Source organism: Streptomyces sp. NPDC051064 (assembly GCF_044455985.1).
In the GTDB taxonomy this organism is placed as follows: domain Bacteria; phylum Actinomycetota; class Actinomycetes; order Streptomycetales; family Streptomycetaceae; genus Streptomyces.
The window spans coordinates 106,674-129,403 of record NZ_JBITFK010000004.1 but is presented as its reverse complement, the minus strand read 5'-3'; the positions used below and the strand labels follow the sequence as shown (position 1 = coordinate 129,403).

Sequence of the window (22,730 nt, the reverse complement as noted above, 5' to 3'; positions counted from 1 at the left end):
GAAAGCGGGACCACAAGGTCTCACGGACCGGGTGTGTGAGTGGTTCAGGGGCCGACGGCGGCACCGGGAGCCGGGTGCGGTGAGTCGATGCCGTCCTCGGCGCCCCACACCGCGCCCGGGGCGACCCGAACAAAGACCTCGTCGGGCCCGGTGCCGGAACTGGCGCCCTCGGTCAGCAGATAAGCCTGCGCCTCACCGACATGAAAGTACATGCCGTGCAGCTGCAGGGTCCCCGCCGCCAGTCGGCGGGCCACCGATTCGTGCGCACGCAGGTGCTCCAACTGCTGCACCACATTGGTCAGGCAGAGCTGCTCCACCGCATCGGTGGGCAGGCGTCCGGCGATGCGAGCCCAGGAGTGGTGACGGGAGCGCATGCGCTCCAGGCTCGGCAGACCGTGCCGCAGCCAGCGCCACAGCGGTGTGCGGGGCGTTTTCGGCGCGGCTCCCAACAGGGCCTGCATCGCCCCGCATCCGGAGTGGCCGCAGATGGTGATGGACTCGACCTCCAGTACATCCACCGCATACTCGATGGCGGCGGCGACGGAGTCGTCGTTGCTCTCGGCGTCCCCTGCGCCCGGCGGCGGCACCAGATTGCCGACGTTCCGCACGGTGAAGAGGTCCCCTGGGCCGCTCGCGGTGATCATGCTGGTGACCAGACGGGAGTCGGCACAGGTGAGGAACAGCTGCGAAGGCCGCTGACCCTCTGCGGCCAGCCGGGCCAGCTCCTCACGGACCAGCGGGGCGGTGGTGCGCTGGAATGAACTGAGGCCGCTGAGCAGCCGATGGGCGCCGTGCCGGCGACCCGAGGGGCCTTGTGGAGCCGTGGGAGGAGCAGCGTTCGAGACGACGTGCGAGTCAGGGGCCGCGGTCGTCGGTGCGGTGTCCTGCACGCTGTCGTGGCAGTGATGGTTGCGCCACGGCGTCCATGGGCGGCAGCAGGAATGGGCGGCCGACGCAGGCTCGGCGATCCGGCCCCCCGAGCGCCCGGTGAACTCGATCCGGCCGCCCAGCGCGGTCTGCGCCGCATACCAGTCCTGGATCGTCTCGTACGCCGCGTGGTCCATGAAGAAGCCGTCCAACTCGACCACTGCGTCGACCCCTTGCGGCAGCTTTCCGAGCACGCGGCTGAGCCGGGGGACGGCCAGAAAGGTCAGCTGGCCGCGAGCGGACACCAGATAGCGGCCGTCCTGCTCGGTCACGGTGATCCTCGTGCGTGCCAGCCGGTGCAGGGCGACGGCCACCGCCACGACGATGCCGATCGCCACCCCTTCGAGCACCCCGGCCAGAATCACGCCGCTGATCGTGGCGCCGTACACCAGGAACTCCCGGTGTCTGTGGACCTTGCGGATGTGGGCGAAGCTGACCATCTGGATGCCGACGACCATGACCAGCGCGGCGAGGGCGGCCAGGGGGATCCACTCCAGGGCTGTGACCAGCAGCACGGCCGCCAGCAGCACCCAGACGCCGTGCAGCACGGTGGAGGCGCGGCTCGTCGCGCCCGCTCGCACGTTCGCGGAGCTGCGCACAGCGCCGCCCGATACGGCCAGCCCGCCGGCGAGCCCTGATACCGCGTTGGCGACACCCTGGGCCCGCAATTCCCGGTCGAGGTCCGATCGTTTGACAGGAGCGTGCGGCGTCGACCCGTCCTTGGTCGCGGTTGTCGAGCGGTCTGCGGCCAGCTTGTCCACGGAGACAGCGGCCAGCAGGGATTCGAGGCTGGCGACGAGCGTGACGGTGAACACGGCTGTCGCCAGTGCCGCCACCGGGCCCTGCGGAAGTTCGGGCAGTGCGTGCGAGTGCCATGACGGGAGGTCCACCCTGGCGATGCCGGGTGCTGCCGCGGCGGCGACAGCCGTCGAGATGACCACGGCGGCGAGCGCGGCAGGAATTTTGCGGAGTGCCGCTCCGATCTGCCCGGGCATACGCGGCCACGCGACGAGAAGCACGACCGTCAGGGCTCCGACAAGGGGCCCGGCCGGCTCGAAGTGCGCCAGGTGGGAGGGGAGCGACAGGACGTTGTCGAGGGCGGAGCTCCGAGGTACCTCGCCGAACACGATGTGGAGCTGGGCGAGAGCGATGGCCACGCCGATACCGGCGAGTGTGCCGTGCACGATGGCCGGGCTGACGGCGAGGGCGTTGCGGGCCGCCCTTAGCGAACCCAGCAGGATCTGCAGGAGTCCGGCGCCGACGGTGATCGCGCACGTGGTGCGCCAGCCGTAGATCTGGATCAACTCTGCTGTGACTACGGTCAGTCCGGCGGACGGGCCACTGACCTGGAGCGGTGTGCCGCCCAGCAGTCCGGCGACGATGCCGCCGATGGCCGCCGAAACCAGTCCGGCGGCGAGCGGGGCGTCCATGGCGACGGCGAGACCGAGCGACATGGGAACGGCGATCAGGAAGACAGTGATCGATGCGGACAGATCCGCACCCGAGACGCGGAAGCGTCCGTGGCGGGGCGGAGGCGGCGGACTGTGTGGACGCTTGAATCCCGAAGCCCGGGAAGGGCGCGAACTGCGGGATGAGTGGTCGTTGCGAGTGGGGACGCAGGCAGACATGTTCCCGTCTCCTCCGGGGCAGCGCGGTCGCGGTATGTGAATGACGGCGGCCGTAGGTCACGGCGTGCAGCGGTGGGGTACAACGGCGGGATTTCTCAACTCTCCGTAAATGAATCGTAATGGAGAGTAAAGAAACGTGTCCATGCTTTCGAGCAAATAGCCCAGTCAGTCACTCTTCCCAGTGAATAAGCAGCTTTTCATCCGGCTTGTCGTACTGATTCCGGCGGAGCTGTGTGTGAGGTTGACCGCGCCGTGTCGGCACTTCAACGCACGAATCCTGCAAGGAAGAGGGTGGACGGATGATGGCCGCCACGAAGCGGATCGCCCTGGGCGCCGTGGTCACGGCGCTGATCACCGGCTTGGCCGGCTGCTCGGACCCAGGTACGGGGGCAGCCGGTTCCGCGCCCGGAACCGGGAAGCGGTCCGCCCCCGGCGCGGATGAGAACTCTCCGGCAGCGGCGCCGAAGGGTGCGGTCAAGCTCATCGGCGACGGTTCCACCGCCTTTACGGGAGCCCAGCCGAAACTCCCGGTCGCCAAGCGTCTCAAGCCCGGCCAGAAGCCCCCTCAGTTCGTGGTGTTCTCGTGGGACGGTGCGGGCGAGGACAGCCAGAAACTGTTTTCGCATTTCCGCTCGGTCGCGAAGAAGTACGACGCCAAGATGACGTACTTCCTCAGTGGCGTGTACCTCCTGCCGGAGAAGAAGAAGGAGCTCTACGACCCCCCGCAGCATTCGGCGGGCCGTTCCGACATCGGGTTCAACGACGCGGAGGGTATCCGCAACACGCTGACGGAACTGCGAGCCGCGTGGCTGGAGGGCAACGAGATCGGCACGCACTTCAACGGGCACTTCTGCGGCCCGGACGGAGGTGTCGGCACCTGGTCGGTCGACGAGTGGAAGAGCGAGATCAGCCAGGCGAAGTCGTTCGTGAAGAGCTGGAAGACCAACGCCCCGGACCTCAAGGGCGAAGCGCCGCTGCCCTTCGACTACGACAAGGAGCTGATCGGCGCTCGCACCCCCTGCCTGGAGGGGCAGAAGAACATGGTCGCGGCCGCGCGGACCATGGGGTTCCGCTATGACTCCAGCGGCATCGGGAATCAGGTCTGGCCTGCGAAGAAGGACGGGCTCTGGGACCTCCCTCTGCAGCTCGTCCCCGTGCCGGGCCGTGCGTTCGAGACGCTCTCGATGGACTACAACTTCATGTTCAACCAGTCCGGTACGACGCAGGGCGACCCGGACAAGCACGAGTACTGGGGCAACCAGATGCGGGACGGTCTGCTTCAGGCGTTCGACCGTGCCTACAGCGGGAACCGAGCTCCTCTGATCATCGGCAACCACTTCGAATCCTGGAACGGCGGCACTTACATGCGTGCGGTCGAGGAGACGATCAAGACGGTGTGCACCAAGCAGGACGTGCAATGCGTTTCCTTCCGTCAGCTCGCCGACTGGCTGGACGCGCAGGATCCGGCGACGCTCGCCAGACTCGGGACGCTGAAGGTGGGCCAGGCGCCCAAGCCCGGCTGGACCGCGTTCCTCGCGGGGACGGTTCCGGGTAAGCCCGCAGGCAGCCCCGTGCCTGCCAGGCCGGCGGATCAGCCGGCAGGCAAGGGGGCCGACGGGAGCGCGGAACAGGGATCGCCCTCCGGTGCCGCTCCGTCCGGTCAGGCCGGCTGAGCGGCGCCCGTCTCCGCGCGGTGCTCCTGCAGGACGAAGGCGGGGTCGACCTGGGCAGCCAGGTCGGCGCCCGTCTTCTCGTTGCCCCAGCTCTCCGCGTTCTTCAGATGGAAGTGCACCATCTGCTGCGTGTAGCGCTCCCAGTCGCGCAGTCCGTACGAGTCCTCCGCGGCGTTCTGCAGGGCCTGCAGTGCCATCCGGTTGTCTGCCTCCAGCAGTTCGAACGGGGCCGGCCGGCCCTTTTCCATCGTCCGGACCCAGTCGGACTGGCCGACGCCGACCAGCAGGTCGTCACCGACCTCGGCGCGCAGGAAGTCGAGGTCGTCCTCCCCCTGCACCTTGTTGCCCACCACCTTCAGTGCGACACCGAAGTCACGCGCGTACTCCTTGTACTGGCGGTAGACGGAGACGCCCTTCCGGGTCGGTTCGGCGACCAGGAAGGTCATGTCGAAGCGGGTGAACATTCCCGACGCGAACGAATCCGACCCTGCCGTCATGTCGACCACCACGTATTCGTCGGGGCCGTCGACCAGGTGGTTGAGGCAGAGCTCGACCGCCCCGACCTTGGAGTGGTAGCAGGCGACGCCGAGATCGGACTCGTCGAACGGGCCGGTGGCCATCAGCCGGATGTCCCCGTCGTCGAGACGGACTGTGCGGGCGCAGGCGTCGTAGACCGGATTGTCCTCGCAGACGCGCAGGAGCCGGGACCCCTCCCCGGGCGGTGTCGTCTTGATCATCGTTGCGGCGGATGCGATGCGGGGGTTGCTCCCGCGGAGGTAGTCCTTGATGAGGGGCAGCTGGGCGCCCATGGCCGGCAGGGCGGCGGCTTCCTTCTCGTCCAGGCCGAGGGCGGCCCCGAGGTGTTGGTTGATGTCGGCGTCCACCGCGACGACTTGGGCTTCATTGGCAGCGAGGTGGCGGATGAAGAGCGAGGACAGCGTGGTCTTGCCGCTGCCGCCCTTCCCCACGAAAGCGATCTTCATGTTCACCTAGGGTAGCGGTGTCATCGCTCACTGCTGTCATCCTTCGTGAAGAAGGCCACTCCTGGGCGGTATCCGTGGCGGGGGCGCGTAGCCTCGCTACTTATGAGTACGACTTCCCCTGACCCGCTTGCCGCCCTGGGTGACCTGCCGGGGGTCTCCGACGCGGTGGACTCCGTACGCAAGGCCGTGGACCGGGTCTACGGGCACCGGGTCATGCGGCGCCGCAGTAACGAGGTGACCGCGGAGGCGGCCCTACGCGGAGCTCGCGGTTCGGCGGCGCTCTCGGGAGCCGACTGGAATCTCGAGGAGGTGCGCCGGCGCACGGACTTCAGCGGTGAGGACGAGGCCCGCACCATCGGTGCGGCGTTGAGGCTCACGGCGGAGGCGGGGCAACTGCTCTCGATCTGGCGGCAGTCACCGCTCCGTGTGCTTGCCCGTCTGCATCTGGTGGCTGCGGGTGGCGCGACTCCGGACGAGGCGGTCGGCAGGCCGCGACTGGCGGGCGAGGCGGTCGACGAGCCGTTGATCGAAGCGCCCGTGCCGGGTGCGGACGAGGTGTCCGGGCGTCTCGAAGGGCTGTCGCAGCTGATCATCGCCGGTGGCTCGGCGCCTGCACTCGTGACGGCCTCGGTGGTCCATGGCGAACTGCTCGCGCTGCGTCCCTTCGGGTCACACAACGGCTTGGTCGCCCGGACCGCCGAGCGGATCGTGCTGATCGGCAGCGGGCTCGATCCCAAGTCGATCTGTCCTGCCGAAGTCGGTCATGCGGAGCAGGGGCGCGCGGCTTACGTGGCTGCGTTCGAGGGGTATCTGTCGGGCAGGCCCGAGGGTATGGCCGCCTGGATCGCTCACTGCGGACGCTCGGTGGAGCTGGGTGTCAGGGAGTCCACTGCTGTGTGCGAAGCGCTGCAGCGCGGCGCGGCCTGAGTCGCGTGGCCCGCGCGGCTGATCGCACGGTCGGTACGGCCGGGTGCCGGGGGGGCTCCGCGTGTGCGGGCCCCGGAAAGGGTTGCGGCGGTACCGGTTCCGGTACCGCCGCTGGCACGTCCGCCCAGTTACCAAGCGTCCTCGTTATATGCCCATCAGGTCGGGTTCTTTGCCCGTCACCTGGTGCGGCTGGCCCGTAATCGACGGGTCGACGTCGCGTGGGTGCTCGGCTTTCGTGCTCGGTCCGTGGGGCCTTCTGCGTAAAAAAGGTGATCCTCTCGGATGTCCCTGGTCTCGCGGGCCGTTGAATCCTTTGTACTCCAGGACAAGGGGGAGCGGAAGTCCTGGCCGTTTTTCTTTACTTTTACGTTCAAATGTAGGCGGGTCGGACCTCGGGGGTGGAGGGCTGCTCCCGCCGCCCTCGAAGGCCCGCTGTCAGATGGTGATCGCGGCGGCGCGGCGACGATTGGCGTACCAGACGAGCCCCGCGGTCACCGCGGCCGCGCCCAGTGCCGCTGCCGCCATGAGTGCCGGCCGCGGGGGCATCGAGAACGCGGGCAGGCGCTGCTTGAGCCGGACCGGACGGTCGAAGACGAGAATCGGCCACTCCCGGAGCGCGGCTTCGCGCCGCAAGGCCCGGTCCGGGTTGACGGCATGCGGGTACCCCACGGACTCCAGCATGGGTACGTCGGTGGCGGAGTCGCTGTACGCGTAGCAGCGCGACAGGTCGTACCCTTCCGATTCGGCGAGCGTCCTGATCGCCTCGGCCTTGGTCGGCCCGTAGGCGTAGTACTCGACCTCGCCGGTGAAGCAGCCGTCATCGCCCACGACCATCCGGGTCGCCACGACCCGGTCGGCACCGAGCAGTTCTCCGATAGGCTCGACGACTTCGGCGCCGGAGGTCGAAACGATGACCACATCACGCCCAGCGGTGTGATGCTCCTCGATGAGGGTCGCGGCCTCGTCGTAGATGATCGGGTCGATCAGGTCGTGCAGGGTTTCGGCGACCAGATCCTTGACCTGCTGGACGTTCCACCCCTTGCAGAGCGCAGAGAGATATTCGCGCATCCGCTCCATCTGGTCGTGATCGGCACCCCCGGCAAGGAACACGAACTGTGCGTACGCGGTGCGCAGTACGGCACGACGGTTGATCAGCCCGCCTTGGTAGAAGGACTTGCTGAAGGTCAGTGTCGATGACTTCGCAATGACCGTCTTGTCCAGGTCAAAGAAGGCTGCTGTACGCGGCGAGAAGCAGTTTTCCACAAAGGTGAGCATAGGGGCCCGCCATTCGGCGTAAAATCCGGCAGGTGGGTTTGCCTGAGAAGGGCCTCGGGTACACCATGGAAGTCACGGATCGTTCGCGACCGTGCTAACCCGGTCCGACTCCTCCCCCCCCGAGTCGGCCGTGGGGACGACCCCCGCTCTCCCCCCCGGCGGGGGTCGTCGCATGTCCGGATGCGTTTCTAGGCCAGGAACCCAGGCCCTTCCTCTCTTGTCGCCGGTGTCGACCGCCCCGTCGTGCGAGTCCACTCGATCATGACTCGTCACCGTGCGTAGTGGAAGGGCTGCGCTGCGAAAGTCCCCTGTACGAGCTACCGAGATATTCACAACGCTTGAGTTGTCCACAGTTTTTGAGCAAGATCCACATGATTTTCCGCGCCGTTGCATGTTGATTCCACCCGCGAAGTCCGTGGGTTCCGGAATCGCGCGTCTCGGAAGCGTTCGAGATCGCCGCGAAACCGCACTGGAGGAGACAGTGAGAGGGGCGGAGATCGTGGCTGGTTCCTTCGCGGGCGAAGGCCCGTCGAGTGCCGAAGGGCGGCGGGACGGACCGCTGATCCTCACCGAGGACCCGGATTTGCTGGACGATCTGCTCAGGCTGTGCGCGGCGGCCGGGGCGATGCCGGAAGTGCAGCACGGCCCTCCGGGCGGGAGAGGCGGCTGGGACCGGGCGCCGATGGTCCTGGTCGGCGATGACGCGGCGCGTGGATGCCGTGGGATGCCTCGCAGGCCCGGCGTGATGCTCGTCGGACGGGACCAGGAGGATCCCGACGTGTGGCGCCACGCGGTGGAGATCGGCGCCGAATACGTGCTGAGACTGCCCGCTTCCGAAGGCTGGCTCGTCGACCAGATCGCCAATGCGGTGGAGGGCGTGGGCAGGCCTGCGCTCACCGTAGGAGTGATGGGGGGCCGGGGCGGCTCCGGCGCGTCCACGCTGGCCTGCGCACTTGCCGTGACAGCCGCGAGGTCGGGCCGGCGGACGATGCTGATCGACGGCGACCCCTTGGGTGGCGGGATCGACGTCCTGCTCGGCGGTGAGGCATCCGAGGGCTTGCGGTGGCCGGATTTCGCCCGTTCGAAAGGGAGGCTGGGCGGCGGCGCGCTGGAGGAGTCACTGCCGGCGTTGCACGGGTTGCGGGTGCTCAGCTGGGGCCGGGACGACGAGGTGATCGTTCCGCCACAGGCCATGCGCTCCGTGCTCGCCGCCGCTCGCCGGGTGGGTGGAGTGGTGGTCGTGGATCTGCCGCGCAGGTTCGACGAGAGTGTGACAGAGGCGCTGGCGCAGCTCGACGTGGGGCTGCTGGTCGTGCCCGGGGAGTTGCGAGCGGTCGCGGCGGCGCAGCGCGTGGCGGCTGTGGCCCGCACGGTCCTGGAAGACCTGCGGGTCATTGCGCGGGGGCCCTACACGGCAGGCCTGGACGAGCAGTGGGTGGCGCGGGCGCTGGACCTGCCGCTCGTCGGTGACCTGCCTACGGAGCCGGCGCTGTCTTCGGCTCAGGACAGCGGTGTGCCCCCGGGCGGAAATTCCCGCGGCCCACTGGCCCGCTTCTGCGCGGCCTTCTGGGATCTGGCGGATGTCCCGGTTCGTCCGGACGCCGTCCCGGCCCGGTCTCGCGGGGGAGTGGCGTCATGACGGACGCACTGCTCGAGGCCGTACGTCAACGACTGGCCCGCAGCGGTGTGGCGCCCACGCCGGCGGGGGTGGCTGCCGCGCTGAGGGAGCAGGGCCGTCTGCTCGGTGACGCGGAAGTGCTCGGTGCGGCCGAGGAGCTGCGGGGAGAGCTGGTCGGCACAGGAGTGCTGGAGCGGCTCCTGGCAGACCCGGCGGTGACCGATGTGCTGGTGTCCGCTCCGGACCGGGTGTGGGTGGACCGCGGCGGCGGACTCGAGCTGACCCGGGTCGTCTTCCAGGATGCGGCGGCTGTCCGGAGGCTGGCTCAGAGGCTCGCCGCAGTGGCGGGGCGACGGCTGGACGACGCCCGGCCCTGGGTGGACGCGCGGCTGCCGGACGGGACGCGGATGCACGCTGTCCTGCCGCCGGTGTCCGTCGGATCGACGTGCCTCTCGCTGCGTGTGGTGCGACCCCGCGCCTTCACCCTGGCGGAGCTCGTGGCGGCGGGGACGGTCCCGCCCGGCGGAGACCGGCTGCTGAGAGCTCTGGTGGAGGCCCGGGTCTCGTATCTGATCAGCGGAGGGACGGGCGCGGGCAAGACGACTCTGCTGTCGAGTCTGCTGGGTGCGGTCGGTGAGCGGGAGCGCATCGTGCTGGCAGAGGATTCGGCGGAGCTGCGCCCGGATCACCCGCATGTGGTCCGGCTGGAGTCACGGCCCGCCAATCAGGAAGGTGCCGGGCGGGTGACGCTACGGGACCTGGTACGCCAGGCGTTGCGTATGCGTCCTGACCGGCTGGTGGTGGGAGAGGTCCGGGGCGCCGAGGTGACGGAGCTTCTGGCAGCCCTCAACACCGGGCACGAAGGCGGTTGTGGCACGGTGCACGCCAATGCGGCCGAGCACGTTCCGGCGCGTCTGGAGGCTCTTGGGACGGCTGCCGGTCTCGACCGGGCCGCCCTGCACAGCCAGTTGGCGGCAGCGCTGTCCGTGGTCGTCCACCTCGTACGCGACAGGGGCGGGCGGCGGCGTGTGGCCGAAGTACATGTGCTCGAGCGGGATTCCGCAGGCCTGGTCGTCACTGTGCCCGCGCTGCGCTGGGGTGCCGACGGGTTCGAGCCGGGGCTGGGCTGGGAGAGGCTCGGGGCGCTGATCGGAGACAAGCCATGACCTCGGTGGGATCCGAAGTGCTGATGCGGGTGCCGACGTGGTCGTTGGCCGGTTGCGCGGGGCTGGCGGCCGCTCTGGCCGTGGCCCGGGACCCAGGGGCGCGGCGCGCCCGGATGCTGACAGCTCGGCGGGAGGAGCCTTGGGGGCCGGCGGCGTGGGCCACGGCCCGCGCGATCCTCGCCGGGCGGAGTGAATTGCTGTGCGCCCCTGTAGCGGCTCTTCTCGCTGTGCTGGGTGAATCGGTGCTTCCCCTGCTCGCGGGCGCTGTGGCTGTACCGCTCGTGCGGCGCTGGCTGTGTCGGCGGGCACGGCGGCGGGAACGTGAGGAGGCGGCCGACGCGGTGACGTCGCTCTGCGGGGCGGTGGTCGGCGAGCTGCGGGCCGGGCACGAGCCCGGGCAGGCGTTGCTCGCCGCCGCGCGGAACGCCGGTGCACTGGGCGCCGCCGAGCCCGCCGTGCTGGCCGCCGCGCGGTTCGGTGGCGATGTGCCGGGAGCGCTGCGGCAGGCGGCGGCGGGGCCCGGTCTCGACGGGCTCGCGGGTATGGCCGCGTGCTGGCGGGTGGCGGTGGACGGCGGAGCAGGTCTGGCGGCCGGTCTGGCGCGCCTGGAGAGCGCACTGCGGGGCGAGAGACGGCGGCGGGAGGAGCTGCGGGCACAGCTGGCGGGCGCCTGGTCGACGGTTGTGGTCCTGGCGTTGCTGCCGGTGGTGGGTCTGGGGCTGGGGGCGGCACTCGGAGCGGATCCGCTGGAGGTTCTGCTGCACAGCCCGGCCGGACTCGTCTGCCTGGCGACGGGTGGGCTGCTGGAGGCGGCGGGGCTGTTCTGGGCCTCGCGGATCGTGCGGACCGGGGAGGCGGCGTGAGTGGGATCTCCGGTGCGGGGGACGCGTTGGGGGCTGCCGGGGCGGTGGGAACGGCGTTCGGCACAACCGCGTGTCTCGCCTTCGCGTTCACAGGCCGGCGGCATGAGCGGGCTATACGCAGACGGGGGGCGGTGCTGGCCAAGTGCTGCGCGAGCGGCCCGGGGCCGAGGCGGATGGACCTGCGGGCGCCCGGGTGGAGCCGTGCTCGGCGGTGGACGGTGTTCGTGGCCGTCTGGGCAGGCGTCTGGATCCTTGTCGGCGGAGTGACAGGGAGCGGGGCCGGTCTTGCGGTGGCGTACGCAGTTCGGCGGTGGCGGCGCTCCGTCAGGGGGCGTGGGGTCGCCGGCCGGGACGCGGAGGCTGCTCTGATCTCAAGGCAGCTGCCGATCACCGCTGATCTGTTGGCGTCCTGCCTCTCGGCGGGCGCCGGGCCGCGGGAGGCGGCGGAGGCGGTCGGGGAATCCATCGGGGGCCCGGTCGGTGAGCGGCTGGCCCGCACAGCGGCCGAGATCCTGCTCGGAGGTGAACCTGCGGACGCATGGGGCCGGTTAGGGGAGCTGCCCGGTGCCGCGCCGCTGGCCCGCTGCCTTGAGCGCGCCGCGTCGACGGGGGCGCCGGCCGCGGAGCCGGTTTCCAGGCTGGCCGATGAGATGCGCGCCGAGCGGGCCAGTGCGGCTGTGGCGCGTGCCCAGCGGGCCGGTGTGCTGATCACCGCACCGGTGGGGCTCTGCTTCCTGCCCGCCTTTCTGGCCGTGGGTGTGGCGCCGGTGGTGATCGGGCTGGCGACCGGCCTCTTGCACCGCGGCTGAGCGGGAACAGCCGCTTCTCCCGGATGCCCGCATCGAGGGGAGTGGCCTGACTCCCGCTTGCTCGTAGTACCGGACCGAAGTTCTTAACGAAACAACGTTGCTTGTGCACATGGGGGTTGAGATGAACAGGAAAGCCGTGGAGTGGTCTTTGAGGACGCTGCGTCGTGCGTGGGAGGCCAGGTTCGGCACGCGTGCCCGGCCCCGAGGCCTCGACAGGGGGATGACGACGTCCGAGTACGCGGTGGGGACCATTGCCGCCTGCGCGTTCGCGGCGGTGCTCTACAAGGTGGTTACCAGCGGGGCGGTGCTGTCGGCCTTGCAGTCGCTGATCAAGGACGCTCTCGATGCGAAGTTCTGAGGAGCTGTGGAGACCCCGGAGCGGTGACCGCGGAGGGGTGACGGCAGAGGCAGCCATGGTCCTTCCCGTGCTGGTGGCCTTCGTTTTCGCCCTCGTCTGGGCGCTGGTTGCCGCGTCGGACCAGATCCGCTGTGTGGACGCCGCGCGTGCCGGAGCGCGGGCCGCTGCCCGGTCGGAGCCGGAGGACTCGGTGCGGTCCGCGGCTCAGGAGGCGGCGCCGGGCCGGGCCCGGGTCGCGGTGGAGCGGACCGGAGGGCTGTGGCGGGTCCGGGTGGAGGCACCGACGCCGGGGCCTGGACCACTGGGCCTGACGCTGAGCGCTGAGGCGGTCGCGTTGGCCGAGGACACGGTCGGGGCGAAGCCGTGAGGAGGACGAGGGCTGCCCCTCGGGCACGGGACCGGGGGCTGGCGACGGTCTGGACGGCCGTCACGATGGCGACGCTCTGCGTGGTGTTCGCGACGGTGCTCGCTCTCGGACAGGCCGTCTCCGCCCGTCACAAAGCCGGCGGTGCGGCGGATCTGGCTGCGCTCGCCGCGGCCGACCAGGCGTTGCGGGGTGCGGAGACGGCGTGCGGGGCCGCCCGAGAGGTCGCCCTGGCCCAAGGGACGGAGATCGTGCGCTGTGCGGTCCAGGGCGAGATCGCCGACGTGACCGCCCGGGCGCGCTTCGGCCCGTACGCACCTGAGGTCAGGTCGAGGGCGGGTCCTTCGGGGCCGTCGCTGCCCCCGGCTGCGCCGTCCGTCCGAGTGGCCGGGGAACGCGCGTGGCCTCATCCAGCGGCGCTCTCGGGCCGGGGGCCCTCCGAGCTCTCCGCCGGATCGGCTTCCGCGGGCTCGGACGGCGCGGTCCTGAGCAGTTCGGTCAGGAGGCGTACGGCGCCCCGTTTATGCAGTGGCTCGTTGCCGTTGCCGCATTTGGGGGACTGGATACAGGACGGGCAGCCCGCCTCGCACTCGCAGGACGCGATGGCCTGGCGCGTTGCCGTGAGCCACGTACGGGCCGTGTGGAAGGCGCGCTCCGCGAAGCCGGCACCGCCCGGGTGGCCGTCATAGACGAACACCGTGGGAAGGAGCGTGTCGGGGTGCAGCGGAACGGAGACACCGCCGATGTCCCAGCGGTCGCAGGTGGCGAAGAGCGGCAGCATCCCGATGGAGGCGTGTTCGGCGGCGTGCAGGGCACCCCCGAGGATCTCCGGGGTGATCCGGGCGGCATCGAGCTGGTCCTCGGTGACCGTCCACCACACGGCACGGGTGCGCAGCGTGCGGGGCGGCAGGTCGAGTTTGGTCTCGCCCAGGACCTCCCCGGTGATCAGCTTGCGGCGAAGGAAGGAGACGACCTGGTTGGTGACCTCGACGGAGCCGAAGCAGAGACGCCCGTCGCCCCAAGGGATCTCGGTGTCCGTCTCCAGCACGGCGATCGCGGTCGTGTCCCGGGCGTTGGTCGAATACGGAGGAACGGCTTCCTCCACCAGGGCCACAGAATCCTCCAGGTCCAGCGTGCGGACGAGATAGGTCCGGCCCTGGTGGAGATGGACGGCACCCTCGTGGACGGCGGTGTGCGCCGCTGATTCGTCGACGGTGCCCAGCAGCCGGCCGGTGCCCTCCTCGACGATCTGGACCGGACGGCCGCCCCCGCCGCGGATGTCGGTGAGGTCGGCGGCGCGTTCACGGCGGGTCCAGTGCCAGCCCGTCGTCCGTCTGCGCAGCAGTTTCGCCGCCTCCAGCTGCGGCAGGAGCTCGGGTGCCGCAGGGCCGAAGAGCTCGATGTCGGACTCCGTGAGGGGGAGTTCCGCGGCCGCAGCGCACAGGTGGGGAGCAAGGACGTACGGGTTGTCCGGGTCCAGGACGGTCGACTCCACGGGCTGCTGGAACAACGCCTCGGGGTGGTGGACGAGGAAGGTGTCCAGCGGGTCGTCCCGGGCCACGAGGACGGCGAGGGCGCCCTGCCCCGAGCGCCCGGCGCGGCCGGCCTGCTGCCAGAGGGAGGCACGGGTGCCCGGGTAGCCGGCGATGACCACGGCGTCCAGGCCCGAGACGTCGATGCCGAGCTCCAGGGCGGTCGTGGCGGCCAGGCCGAGGAGTTCTCCCGAGTGCAGCGCTCGTTCCAGGGCTCGGCGTTCCTCGGGCAGGTAACCGCCGCGGTAGGCGGCGACTCGCCCGGGCAGCGAGCGGTCCACCTCGGCGAGCCGCTCCTTGGCGATGAGGGAGATGAGCTCGGCGCCGCGCCGGGAGCGTACGAAGGCGACCGAGCGCACGCCCTGGAGGGTCAGGTCGGTCAGGAGGTCGGCGGTCTCGGCCGTGGCGGTACGGCGTACGGGTGCCCCCTTCTCGCCGTGCAGATCGGTCAGCGGAGGCTCCCAGAGGGCGAAGACCAGCTCTCCCCGGGGCGAGGCGTCGTCGGCGACCTCCTTGACGGGCAGGCCCGTGAGACGGCCGGCGGCGACCGAGGGCTGCGCTGCGGTGGCGGAGGCGAGGAGGAAGACGGGTTCGGATCCGTAGCGGGCGCAGAGACGGCGGAGACGGCGGAGCACCTGGGCGACGTGGGAGCCGAAGACGCCCCGGTAGGTGTGGCACTCGTCGATGACGACGAAGCGGAGGGAGCGGAGGAAGGAGGCCCAGCGGGGGTGGGACGGGAGGATGCCCCGGTGCAGCATGTCGGGATTGGTGAGGACGTAATTGGCGTACTGGCGCACCCATTCGCGTTCTTCGACCGGCGTGTCCCCGTCGTAGACCGCCGGCCGGATCGCGGAGCCGAGGGGCTCCGCGAGCGCCTTCACCGCGCGGCGCTGGTCGGCGGCCAGAGCCTTGGTGGGGGCGAGGTACAGAGCGGTGGTGCCGCGGCCGTTCGGAGCATGGGAGCCGTCGAGGAGGGTACTCAGCACCGGAGCGAGGTAGGCGAGCGATTTGCCGGATGCCGTCCCTGTGGCGATCACCACGGACTCGCCGTCCATGGCGTGCTCTGCCGCGGCGGCCTGGTGCGTCCACGGATGGTCGATTCCGGCCCGCCCGATTGCCGAGACCACTTCCGGCCGGATGCGATCAGGCCAGAGGGCATGGGTTCCCGCACGTGGGGGCAAGTGCTCCGTATGAGTGATGCGCGCTGCCCGGCCCGCCGCTGCGGCGAGCCGGTCGAGAACCACCGTGGGAGAGGGGCGCGAGCCCGCGTTCTCGGGTGGTCGACTGGGGCGGTGATTCTTGGCCATCGGCACCGAGTGTGTCACTGGCGTGACGGACAATGGTCCCAAGGCGTCGTGCATGGCTGCTGGTAAGTGATTGAATGCCATCGCGGCTGGCGATCCGTCCCCTGGCCTCCGTCGGGGAGACCGAGGGGCGACCGCTCGATAGCAAGGTGCTGGAGGATCCGTGGACCTGTCCCTGTCGACTCGCAATGTGTCCGGGCCTGGTGGCGACCGTACGGTCGTCGAGGTCGGTGGCGAGATTGATGTGTATACCGCGCCCAAGCTGCGCGAGCAGTTGGTCGAGTTGGTGAATGACGGCAGCTACCACTTGGTTGTCGACATGGAAGGCGTCGACTTCCTCGACTCCACCGGCCTCGGCGTGCTCGTGGGCGGCTTGAAGCGTGTCCGGGCCCATGAGGGCTCGCTGCGCCTGGTGTGCAACCAGGAGCGCATTCTCAAGATTTTCCGGATCACAGGTCTGACCAAGGTGTTTCCCATCCACACCACGGTCGACGAGGCTGTCGCGGCTACCGACTGACCGTCGGTGCAGGTCGGCAGCTCCAAGGCCGGCAGGCACGCTGTGACAGACCGGCAGGCGGCAGCAGACGGGCCGCCACGAGCAGGCGGTCGACCATGTGGTCGGCTGCCGGCTTCGTCGGTCCCCGGAGGAGAATGAGAGCAGGGGTACCGGGCGCCACGCCCGGGCCCCTGAGATGCACGCCCGTACGTTCGAGGGGGATGGCATGCCAACCGTTGAACTCCGCTTCAGCGCTCAGCCCGAACACGTCAGGACGGCCCGCCTCGTGGCAGCCGCCGTGGCGCGCCGGGCAGGTGTCGACGAGGCGGTGCTCGACGAGGTCAGGCTCGCGGTCGGCGAGGCGTGCAGTCGCGCCGTAGGGCTGCATCGGAGCCATGACATCGCCGCCCCGGTCACGGTCGTCCTGACCGAGGAGGAGAAAGCGTTCTCCATCGAGGTCGGCGACGGGCACGTCGCCCCGGGGAGCGACGCCTCGGTGACGGGAGCGCTCGGCGATGGAGGCCCGGACGAACCGGACACCGACGCCGACAGCGAGGACGAGATGGGCCTCGCGGTCATCAGCGGACTGGTCGACGACGTGGAAGTCCGCACGGGTGCGGACGGCGGAGTGATCCGCATGTCCTGGCCGACGACTCCCGCCGTAGTGCTTCCCTGAGCCCGCGCCGCCCCGCCCTGCCCCTGCCCTGGCCCACGGCCCTTGGCGCGGCCCCTGCTCTGCCCGGTGCCGCCCCCATCCCGCCGACGCCCCGTCCGCGTCGTCCGCACTCGTCGGGTGGCAGGTGTGATCACGTTTTCCGGCCCTGCTGAGCAGGGCCTTTTTATTTGCGCTTGATCAATGATCTACGGCAATTCCGTGTGTGCCATGCGTCTGCCCCATTACTGCATTCGGGTTCACGTGCGAGCGAGATCATTTGCCATTGGGCGGACGGAAGTCGATTTCATTGACCACCCACTGTTTTGATCAGGCTTCGCTCCCTACAATCCGTCCACGTCTTGAGCGCTCAGCGTCAAGGAGGACGTATGGCGGAGTTCTTCAACACCCCACTGGCAGAACTGACGCACGTTCCCGTACCTTCCGGCCGGTCCACCTCACTCGCAGCCGCAATACTCACCGACAGCAACAGGCTGATCGTCGTCGTCATCGCGGTCGTCGCCCTTGCCGCGCTGGTCGTGGCCCAGTTGCTCGTACGCCAGGTGCTGGCGGCGGGTGAAGGCACCGAACGCATGAAAGAGATCGCGGCGGCCGTCCAGGAAGGCGCGAATGCCTATCTGGCCCGGCAGCTGCGTACGGTCGGCATCTTCGCCGTCGTCGTGTTCTTCCTGCTCCTGCTGCTTCCGGCCGACAACTGGTCGCAGCGCGCGGGGCGCTCGCTGTTCTTCCTGGTGGGTGCGCTTTTCTCGGCGGCCACCGGATACATCGGTATGCGGCTCGCGGTACGCAGCAATGTGCGTGTGGCCGCCGCCGCGCGTGAGGCGACTCCAGCGGAAGGAGAACCGGAGAAAGATCTCACCACCGTTTCGCACAAAGCGATGAAGATCGCTTTTCGCACAGGTGGTGTGGTCGGCATGATCACGGTGGGCCTCGGCCTGCTCGGTGCTTCCTGCGTGGTGCTCGTCTACGCCGCCGACGCGCCCAAGGTGCTGGAGGGGTTCGGCCTCGGCGCCGCGCTGATCGCCATGTTCATGAGGGTCGGGGGCGGCATCTTCACCAAGGCCGCCGACGTGGGTGCCGACCTCGTGGGCAAGGTGGAGCAGGGCATCCCCGAGGACGACCCGCGCAACGCCGCCACCATCGCCGACAACGTGGGTGACAACGTCGGTGACTGCGCGGGCATGGCCGCCGACCTCTTCGAGTCGTACGCCGTGACGCTCGTGGCCGCGCTCATCCTGGGCAAGGCCGCCTTCGGCGACGCGGGGCTCGCCTTTCCGCTGATCGTCCCGGCGATCGGGGTGATCACGGCGATGATCGGGATCTTCGCGGTCGCCCCCCGGCGCGCGGACCGGAGCGGGATGAGCGCCATCAACCGCGGATTCTTCGTCTCCGCGGTGATCTCGCTCGCCCTCGTGGCCGTGGCCGTCTTCGTCTATCTGCCGTCCTCGTACGCCGGGCTGGACGGGGTCACCGACGACGCCATCTCCTCGCACGGCGGCGACCCGCGCGTCTTCGCCCTGGTCGCCGTGGCCATCGGGATTGTGCTCGCCGCACTGATCCAGCAGCTCACCGGCTACTTCACCGAGACCAGCCGGCGTCCCGTCCGGGACATCGGCAAGTCCTCGCTGACCGGCCCGGCCACCGTCGTGCTCGCGGGCATCTCCATCGGCATGGAGTCGGCCGTCTACACCGCGCTCCTGATCGGTCTCGGCGTCTACGGGGCGTTCCTGCTCGGCGGTACGTCGATCATGCTCGCGCTTTTCGCGGTCGCCCTGGCAGGGACCGGCCTCCTCACCACCGTGGGTGTCATCGTCGCGATGGACACCTTCGGCCCGGTCTCCGACAACGCCCAGGGCATCGCGGAGATGTCCGGGGACGTCACGGGTGCGGGAGCCCAGGTCCTCACCGACCTGGACGCCGTCGGCAACACCACCAAGGCCATCACCAAGGGCATCGCGATCGCCACAGCGGTCCTGGCCGCGGCCGCGCTCTTCGGCTCGTACCGGGACGCCATCGCCACCGCGGTCGACGATGTGGGGGCACGGGCGGGGGAGCTCGGGCTGAGCCTGGACATCTCGCAGCCGAACAACCTGGTCGGCCTGATCCTCGGCGCCGCGGTCGTCTTCCTCTTCTCCGGGCTGGCCATCAGCGCGGTCTCCCGTTCGGCGGGGGCCGTGGTCTACGAGGTGCGGCGGCAGTTCCGGGAGCACCCCGGGATCATGGACTACACGGAGAAGCCGGAGTACGGCCGTGTAGTCGACATCTGCACCAAGGACGCGCTGCGCGAGCTGGCCACGCCCGGGCTGCTCGCGGTCCTGGCGCCGATCGCGGTGGGTTTCACCCTGGGGGTCGGTGCCCTCGGCTCGTATCTCGCGGGCGCGATCGCCACGGGCACCCTGATGGCCGTCTTCCTCGCCAACTCCGGTGGCGCGTGGGACAACGCCAAGAAACTCGTCGAGGACGGCCACCACGGCGGCAAGGGCAGCGAGGCCCATGCCGCGACGGTCATCGGCGACACGGTCGGCGACCCGTTCAAGGACACGGCGGGCCCCGCCATCAACCCGCTCCTCAAGGTGATGAATCTCGTGGCACTCCTCATCGCCCCCGCGGTGGTGCAGTTCAGTTACGGGGACGACGCGAGTGCGGGCGTGCGGGCCCTGGTGGCCGTCATCGCCATCGTCGTCATCATCGGCGCCGTCTACGTGTCCAAGCGGCGGGGAATCGCCGTGGGTGAGAGCGACAGCGGTGGCCCGGGCGGCGACGGCGGTGACGACGGCGGGGGCGGCCCCGCCAAGTCCACCGACCCTGCGGCTGTTTCCTGACGCGAGAGGTCATGGGCGGAGCGGGCCCGTATCCGACACCCGCTCAGTACGGCGGCGGGCGGCGCGTTCTGATGCGCCGTCCGCCGACCCATGTCCCGGCGCCTCGCTGCCCGCAGGACGAGTCGGACATGTGTCCGAGGGGGCAGGTGAGTTGTATCTCCCTCGTTACCCTTGGTGCAAATGGCTGCAAAAGAATATATATCGGATGCCCGCCGCCTGATTGTCGCCCGCTTGGCGTGTAAGTTCCGGGGCCGAGAGCCTTGGAAGGGACCCAATCCGGTGAACAAGAAGCTTGCAGCCGCACTGTCCGGCGGTGCGGTACTCGTACTGACGCTGTCGGGCTGCAGCGACGACAGCGACAACAAGGTGAACGACTGGGCGAAGAAGGTCTGCGACCAGGTTCAGCCGCAGTTGCAGAAGATCGCGAACGCCAACGCCGCGATCCAGCAGCAGACGGCTGACAACAGCAAGCCCGCTGACGTCCAGAAGACCGACTCGGCCGCCTTCCAGCAGATCTCGGGGGCCTACAAGGCGCTGGGCGCGGCCGTGCAGTCGGCGGGTGCACCTCCCGTGGACGGCGGCGAGACCACCCAGAAGGAGGCCGTGAAGGAGCTCAACGCCTCCTCGGTGGCCTACGCGAATCTGAAGACGAAGGTCGACGCGCTCGACACGAAGGACCAGGCGAAGTTCGCCGACGGCCTCAAGGACATCGCCGACGAGCTGAACAAGATCAGCACCAACGGTGACCAGGCGCTGAAGAAGCTTCAGTCCGGCGAGGTCGGCTCCGCGATGGCCAAGCAGAAGGGCTGCCAGAAGCCGACAGCCTCGGCCCCGCCCGCCTCCGCTCCGTCCGCCCCGGCGTCGCCCTCTGAGAGCGAGAAGGCGAGCGACGAGAAGGCAGGCGACAAGGCGAGCGAGGAGTCGTAACGGCGGACAGCGCCGGACGAGGGCAGCGGCGCGCAGCCGTCGTGGCGGACGAGCGCCACCGCGAGCTGGCGTGACAGCGCGAAGCCCCCGTGGAGGAGTCCTCCTCGCAGCGGCCGGCCGTCCTCGTGGGCGCCCGGCCGCTGCCGTTGTCGGCGGGAGCGGACACAATGGGCGGGTGAGTACGTCCAGCCTTCCCGCATCCGACCGTGCCCCCCGGCTCCGCGAAGCCCTGATTGCCGCCGCCTTCACCGCCGACGGCCTCCTGGAACGCCTCGGCGCGCCCGCCTACACGGCGCTCGCCCGTAGCGAGACCGTCCCGGCGCTCCGGGCCACCCGCGGGGGCTCGCCGCTCGACACGCTGGTGCGGCTGTTCCTTCTGCAGCGCCCTGTTCCGGCCCCCGCGGCCGCCGCGGCCCTCCCGCTGGAGGAGTGCGTGGAGGACGGCTGGGTGGTCCACGAGGGCGACCTGGTCAGAGCGACCGTCGACGTGCGGCCCTACGGCGGGCCCGAGGGCCAGGACTGGTTCATCGTGTCCGACCTGGGATGCGCCGTCGGTGGGGCCGGCGGCATCGGCTCGCACGACGAGGGCGTCGTCCTCGGCGTCGGCGGTGCCTCCACCACGCTCGCGGGGATCACCGTGCGCAGGCCCGTGGCCTCCGCCCTCGATGTCGGTACGGGCTCCGGCATCCAGGCCCTGCACGCCGCCCAGCACGCCGTCAAGGTGACCGCCACGGACGTCAACCCGCGCGCCCTGGAATTCACCCGCCTCACCCTTGCGCTGTCCGGAGCCGCCCCCGCCGACCTGCGGGAAGGCTCCCTCTTCGAACCGGTCGGTGCGGAGACGTACGACCTGATCGTGTCCAACCCGCCCTTCGTCATCTCGCCCGGCGCCCGGCTGACCTACCGCGACGGCGGCATGGGCGGCGACGATCTGTGCCGGGCTCTCGTGCAGGAGGCCGGGGACCGGCTCAACGAGGGCGGATACGCGCAGTTCCTCGCCAACTGGCAGCACGTGGAGGGCGAGGAGTGGCAGGACCGGGTGCGCTCCTGGGTGCCCGCCGGCTGTGACGCCTGGATCGTGCAGCGCGAGGTGCAGGACGTCACGCAGTACGCCGAGCTGTGGCTGCGCGACAGCGGCGACCACCGCACCGAACCCGCCCTGTACACCGAGCGGTACGAGGCGTGGCTGGACGAGTTCGAGGCACGCAGCACCAAGGCCGTCGGCTTCGGCTGGATCACACTCCGGAAGTCCGCCGCGGCCGCCGCCGGGAATCCCTCGCTCGTCGCCGAGGAGTGGCCGCACTCGATCGAGCAGCCCCTCGGGCCCGCCGTCGAGGCCCATTTCGTACGGCAGGACTACCTGCGCGAGCACGACGACGCGGCGCTGCTCGCCGCGCGCTTCACCCTCGCCGAGGAGGTCGTACAGGAGCAGGTCGGGCTGCCCGGGGCGGAGGATCCCGAGCATGTGGTGCTGCGTCAGCACCGCGGTATGCGCCGGGCGACCAAGGTCGACGCCGTCGGGGCCGGGTTCGCGGGCGTGTGCGACGGATCGCTGCCCGCGGGGCGGATCCTGGACGCCATCGCCCAGCTGATGGCCGAGGACCCGGTGCTGCTGCGCGACCGCACCCCGCAGGCGATCCGGCTGCTGGTGGAGGAAGGCTTCCTGGACCCCGTGCGGTGACGCGGCCGCCGGGTCACCGGCTTCCCCGGTCCTCCGCCGCGCTCCGCTCCGTATGTCCGAGCCTCGCACTCCTGCGCTCAACACCCCTCTGACCAGGGCCTGCACATCTGCTCGCGCACCGTCCCGGTGCGGTGCGCGCATTCCGCTCACGGTCGTTCGCCGGGTGGCCGCACGGCGTTCATCCGGGGTTCGCGCCGAGGCCTTCCCGGCGTGGCAGCCTCCCCTCTGCCGAGGGCCGAGGCGCCCGCAGGCCCGAACGTGGGGGGTACGGACATGGAGAGTGTCACCGCGGTCTTCGCCGGTGCGGCCTTCGCGCTGTTCGGTGCCGCCCTCCTCGTCTGGACGGGGGCGCGAACGATCCAGCGCGCGCCGGTCGCGCTCGGTGTGAGCCCTGTCGCCTCCACCGCTCTCGCCACCCTCTTCGGCGTACTCTTCCTCGTCCTCGGCGTGTGGTGCTTCAGCCGCGTCTGATCCGCTTGTCCGGCGGGGCATCGGCCGCCGGCCGGCCGTCCCCGCAGGTTCCCCCGCAGGGCCGCGAAACCCGCAGGCGACAGCCGTGCGCGGAGCGGAGCGGGCGGTCCGGGCGGCAGGAATGGCGGAACTCGGGTTACCGTTCGAGTGGCCGTTGCGGGCTTTTGCCGTTTGACACGGGGGCGGGTTGTACCGTCACACTCCGCAGCGACAGCACCGCGGGCAGCGCAATA

18 protein-coding genes and 1 pseudogene are annotated in these 22,730 nt (G+C 70.1%); 15 read left to right on the top strand and 4 right to left on the bottom strand.

Annotated features, from left to right (window positions below):
* Positions 1-44: 44 nt before the first annotated feature.
* The gene (locus ACIBCU_RS15490) at positions 45-2,555 is read right to left on the bottom strand and encodes a SulP family inorganic anion transporter (RefSeq protein ID WP_399231797.1); all 2,511 of its coding nucleotides are present in this window, start codon (positions 2,553-2,555) and stop codon (positions 45-47) included.
* A gap of 299 nt (positions 2,556-2,854) precedes the next feature.
* Here ACIBCU_RS15490 and ACIBCU_RS15485 point away from each other — a divergent pair, with 299 nt between their 5' ends.
* Complete coding sequence (locus tag ACIBCU_RS15485) at positions 2,855-4,228, top strand: hypothetical protein (protein ID WP_399231795.1); 1,374 nt, start codon at positions 2,855-2,857, stop codon at positions 4,226-4,228.
* Here ACIBCU_RS15485 and ACIBCU_RS15480 read toward each other — a convergent pair.
* Positions 4,216-5,211 carry an ATP-binding protein gene (locus ACIBCU_RS15480; protein WP_362927183.1) on the bottom strand — a complete coding sequence of 332 codons (996 nt, stop codon included), beginning with the start codon at positions 5,209-5,211 and terminating at the stop codon, positions 4,216-4,218. The genes ACIBCU_RS15485 and ACIBCU_RS15480 overlap by 13 nt on opposite strands.
* A 102-nt stretch (positions 5,212-5,313) precedes the next feature.
* Here ACIBCU_RS15480 and ACIBCU_RS15475 point away from each other — a divergent pair, with 102 nt between their 5' ends.
* A complete protein-coding gene (locus tag ACIBCU_RS15475; protein WP_362927182.1) occupies positions 5,314-6,138 on the top strand; it encodes an oxidoreductase in 825 nt (274 codons plus the stop codon).
* A 435-nt stretch (positions 6,139-6,573) separates the two neighbouring features.
* On the opposite strand, the gene ACIBCU_RS15470 is transcribed toward ACIBCU_RS15475, so the two are convergent.
* Positions 6,574-7,413: an HAD-IB family hydrolase gene (locus ACIBCU_RS15470; RefSeq protein WP_362927181.1), complete on the bottom strand. Its 840-nt coding sequence runs from the start codon at positions 7,411-7,413 to the stop codon at positions 6,574-6,576.
* A 499-nt stretch (positions 7,414-7,912) separates the two neighbouring features.
* Here ACIBCU_RS15470 and ssd point away from each other — a divergent pair, with 499 nt between their 5' ends.
* From ssd to ACIBCU_RS15435, 7 genes and pseudogenes are all read left to right on the top strand, one after another.
* Complete coding sequence (gene ssd / locus ACIBCU_RS15465; RefSeq protein ID WP_399231792.1) at positions 7,913-9,052, top strand: septum site-determining protein Ssd; 1,140 nt, start codon at positions 7,913-7,915, stop codon at positions 9,050-9,052.
* Positions 9,049-10,197, top strand: a complete 1,149-nt coding sequence (locus tag ACIBCU_RS15460; RefSeq protein WP_362927179.1) for a TadA family conjugal transfer-associated ATPase — start codon at positions 9,049-9,051, stop codon at positions 10,195-10,197. Before ssd ends, ACIBCU_RS15460 begins: the two co-directional genes overlap by 4 nt.
* Entirely contained in the window at positions 10,194-11,060 is an 867-nt protein-coding gene (locus ACIBCU_RS15455) for a type II secretion system F family protein (RefSeq protein ID WP_362927177.1), read from the top strand. The genes ACIBCU_RS15460 and ACIBCU_RS15455 overlap by 4 nt, the downstream gene beginning before the upstream one ends.
* A gap of 5 nt (positions 11,061-11,065) precedes the next feature.
* Positions 11,066-11,869 (top strand): type II secretion system F family protein, encoded by an 804-nt coding sequence (locus tag ACIBCU_RS15450; protein ID WP_399232309.1) that lies wholly within the window; start codon positions 11,066-11,068, stop codon positions 11,867-11,869.
* 109 nt (positions 11,870-11,978) lie between these two features.
* The gene (locus ACIBCU_RS15445) at positions 11,979-12,227 is read left to right on the top strand and encodes a DUF4244 domain-containing protein (RefSeq protein WP_399231789.1); all 249 of its coding nucleotides are present in this window, start codon (positions 11,979-11,981) and stop codon (positions 12,225-12,227) included.
* The gene (locus ACIBCU_RS15440) at positions 12,214-12,594 is read left to right on the top strand and encodes a TadE family type IV pilus minor pilin (protein WP_399231787.1); all 381 of its coding nucleotides are present in this window, start codon (positions 12,214-12,216) and stop codon (positions 12,592-12,594) included. The genes ACIBCU_RS15445 and ACIBCU_RS15440 overlap by 14 nt, the downstream gene beginning before the upstream one ends.
* A gap of 65 nt (positions 12,595-12,659) precedes the next feature.
* Positions 12,660-12,875 (top strand): annotated as a pseudogene (locus ACIBCU_RS15435) (Rv3654c family TadE-like protein); the annotation flags it as partial.
* 122 nt (positions 12,876-12,997) lie between these two features.
* Here ACIBCU_RS15435 and ACIBCU_RS15430 read toward each other — a convergent pair.
* Positions 12,998-15,511 carry a DEAD/DEAH box helicase gene (locus ACIBCU_RS15430; protein ID WP_399231785.1) on the bottom strand — a complete coding sequence of 838 codons (2,514 nt, stop codon included), beginning with the start codon at positions 15,509-15,511 and terminating at the stop codon, positions 12,998-13,000.
* Positions 15,512-15,590: 79 nt separating this feature from the next.
* Here ACIBCU_RS15430 and ACIBCU_RS15425 point away from each other — a divergent pair, with 79 nt between their 5' ends.
* From ACIBCU_RS15425 to ACIBCU_RS15400, 6 genes are all read left to right on the top strand, one after another.
* On the top strand, positions 15,591-15,944 hold the full coding sequence (locus ACIBCU_RS15425) for an STAS domain-containing protein (RefSeq protein WP_003967428.1): 354 nt from the start codon (positions 15,591-15,593) through the stop codon (positions 15,942-15,944).
* 205 nt (positions 15,945-16,149) lie between these two features.
* The gene (locus tag ACIBCU_RS15420; RefSeq protein WP_362927173.1) at positions 16,150-16,599 is read left to right on the top strand and encodes an ATP-binding protein; all 450 of its coding nucleotides are present in this window, start codon (positions 16,150-16,152) and stop codon (positions 16,597-16,599) included.
* A gap of 365 nt (positions 16,600-16,964) precedes the next feature.
* Complete coding sequence (locus ACIBCU_RS15415; RefSeq protein ID WP_399231783.1) at positions 16,965-19,418, top strand: sodium-translocating pyrophosphatase; 2,454 nt, start codon at positions 16,965-16,967, stop codon at positions 19,416-19,418.
* A gap of 279 nt (positions 19,419-19,697) precedes the next feature.
* Entirely contained in the window at positions 19,698-20,345 is a 648-nt protein-coding gene (locus ACIBCU_RS15410) for a small secreted protein (protein ID WP_362927171.1), read from the top strand.
* Positions 20,346-20,520: 175 nt separating this feature from the next.
* Entirely contained in the window at positions 20,521-22,026 is a 1,506-nt protein-coding gene (locus ACIBCU_RS15405; protein ID WP_362927170.1) for a methyltransferase, read from the top strand.
* A gap of 273 nt (positions 22,027-22,299) precedes the next feature.
* The gene (locus tag ACIBCU_RS15400; protein ID WP_362927169.1) at positions 22,300-22,497 is read left to right on the top strand and encodes a hypothetical protein; all 198 of its coding nucleotides are present in this window, start codon (positions 22,300-22,302) and stop codon (positions 22,495-22,497) included.
* Positions 22,498-22,730: the final 233 nt, after the last annotated feature.

Coding starts and splice junctions, on each gene's coding strand:
- ACIBCU_RS15455 (WP_362927177.1), top strand. CDS start 10,194: ATGACCTCGGTGGGATCCGAAGTGCTGATGCGGGTGCCGACGTGGTCG.
- ACIBCU_RS15485 (WP_399231795.1), top strand. CDS start 2,855: ATGATGGCCGCCACGAAGCGGATCGCCCTGGGCGCCGTGGTCACGGCG.
- ACIBCU_RS15420 (WP_362927173.1), top strand. CDS start 16,150: ATGCCAACCGTTGAACTCCGCTTCAGCGCTCAGCCCGAACACGTCAGG.
- ACIBCU_RS15480 (WP_362927183.1), bottom strand. CDS start 5,211: ATGAAGATCGCTTTCGTGGGGAAGGGCGGCAGCGGCAAGACCACGCTG.
- ACIBCU_RS15490 (WP_399231797.1), bottom strand. CDS start 2,555: ATGTCTGCCTGCGTCCCCACTCGCAACGACCACTCATCCCGCAGTTCG.
- ACIBCU_RS15445 (WP_399231789.1), top strand. CDS start 11,979: ATGGGGGTTGAGATGAACAGGAAAGCCGTGGAGTGGTCTTTGAGGACG.
- ACIBCU_RS15440 (WP_399231787.1), top strand. CDS start 12,214: ATGCGAAGTTCTGAGGAGCTGTGGAGACCCCGGAGCGGTGACCGCGGA.
- ACIBCU_RS15430 (WP_399231785.1), bottom strand. CDS start 15,511: ATGGCATTCAATCACTTACCAGCAGCCATGCACGACGCCTTGGGACCA.
- ACIBCU_RS15400 (WP_362927169.1), top strand. CDS start 22,300: ATGGAGAGTGTCACCGCGGTCTTCGCCGGTGCGGCCTTCGCGCTGTTC.
- ACIBCU_RS15475 (WP_362927182.1), top strand. CDS start 5,314: ATGAGTACGACTTCCCCTGACCCGCTTGCCGCCCTGGGTGACCTGCCG.
- ACIBCU_RS15415 (WP_399231783.1), top strand. CDS start 16,965: ATGGCGGAGTTCTTCAACACCCCACTGGCAGAACTGACGCACGTTCCC.
- ACIBCU_RS15470 (WP_362927181.1), bottom strand. CDS start 7,413: ATGCTCACCTTTGTGGAAAACTGCTTCTCGCCGCGTACAGCAGCCTTC.
- ACIBCU_RS15460 (WP_362927179.1), top strand. CDS start 9,049: ATGACGGACGCACTGCTCGAGGCCGTACGTCAACGACTGGCCCGCAGC.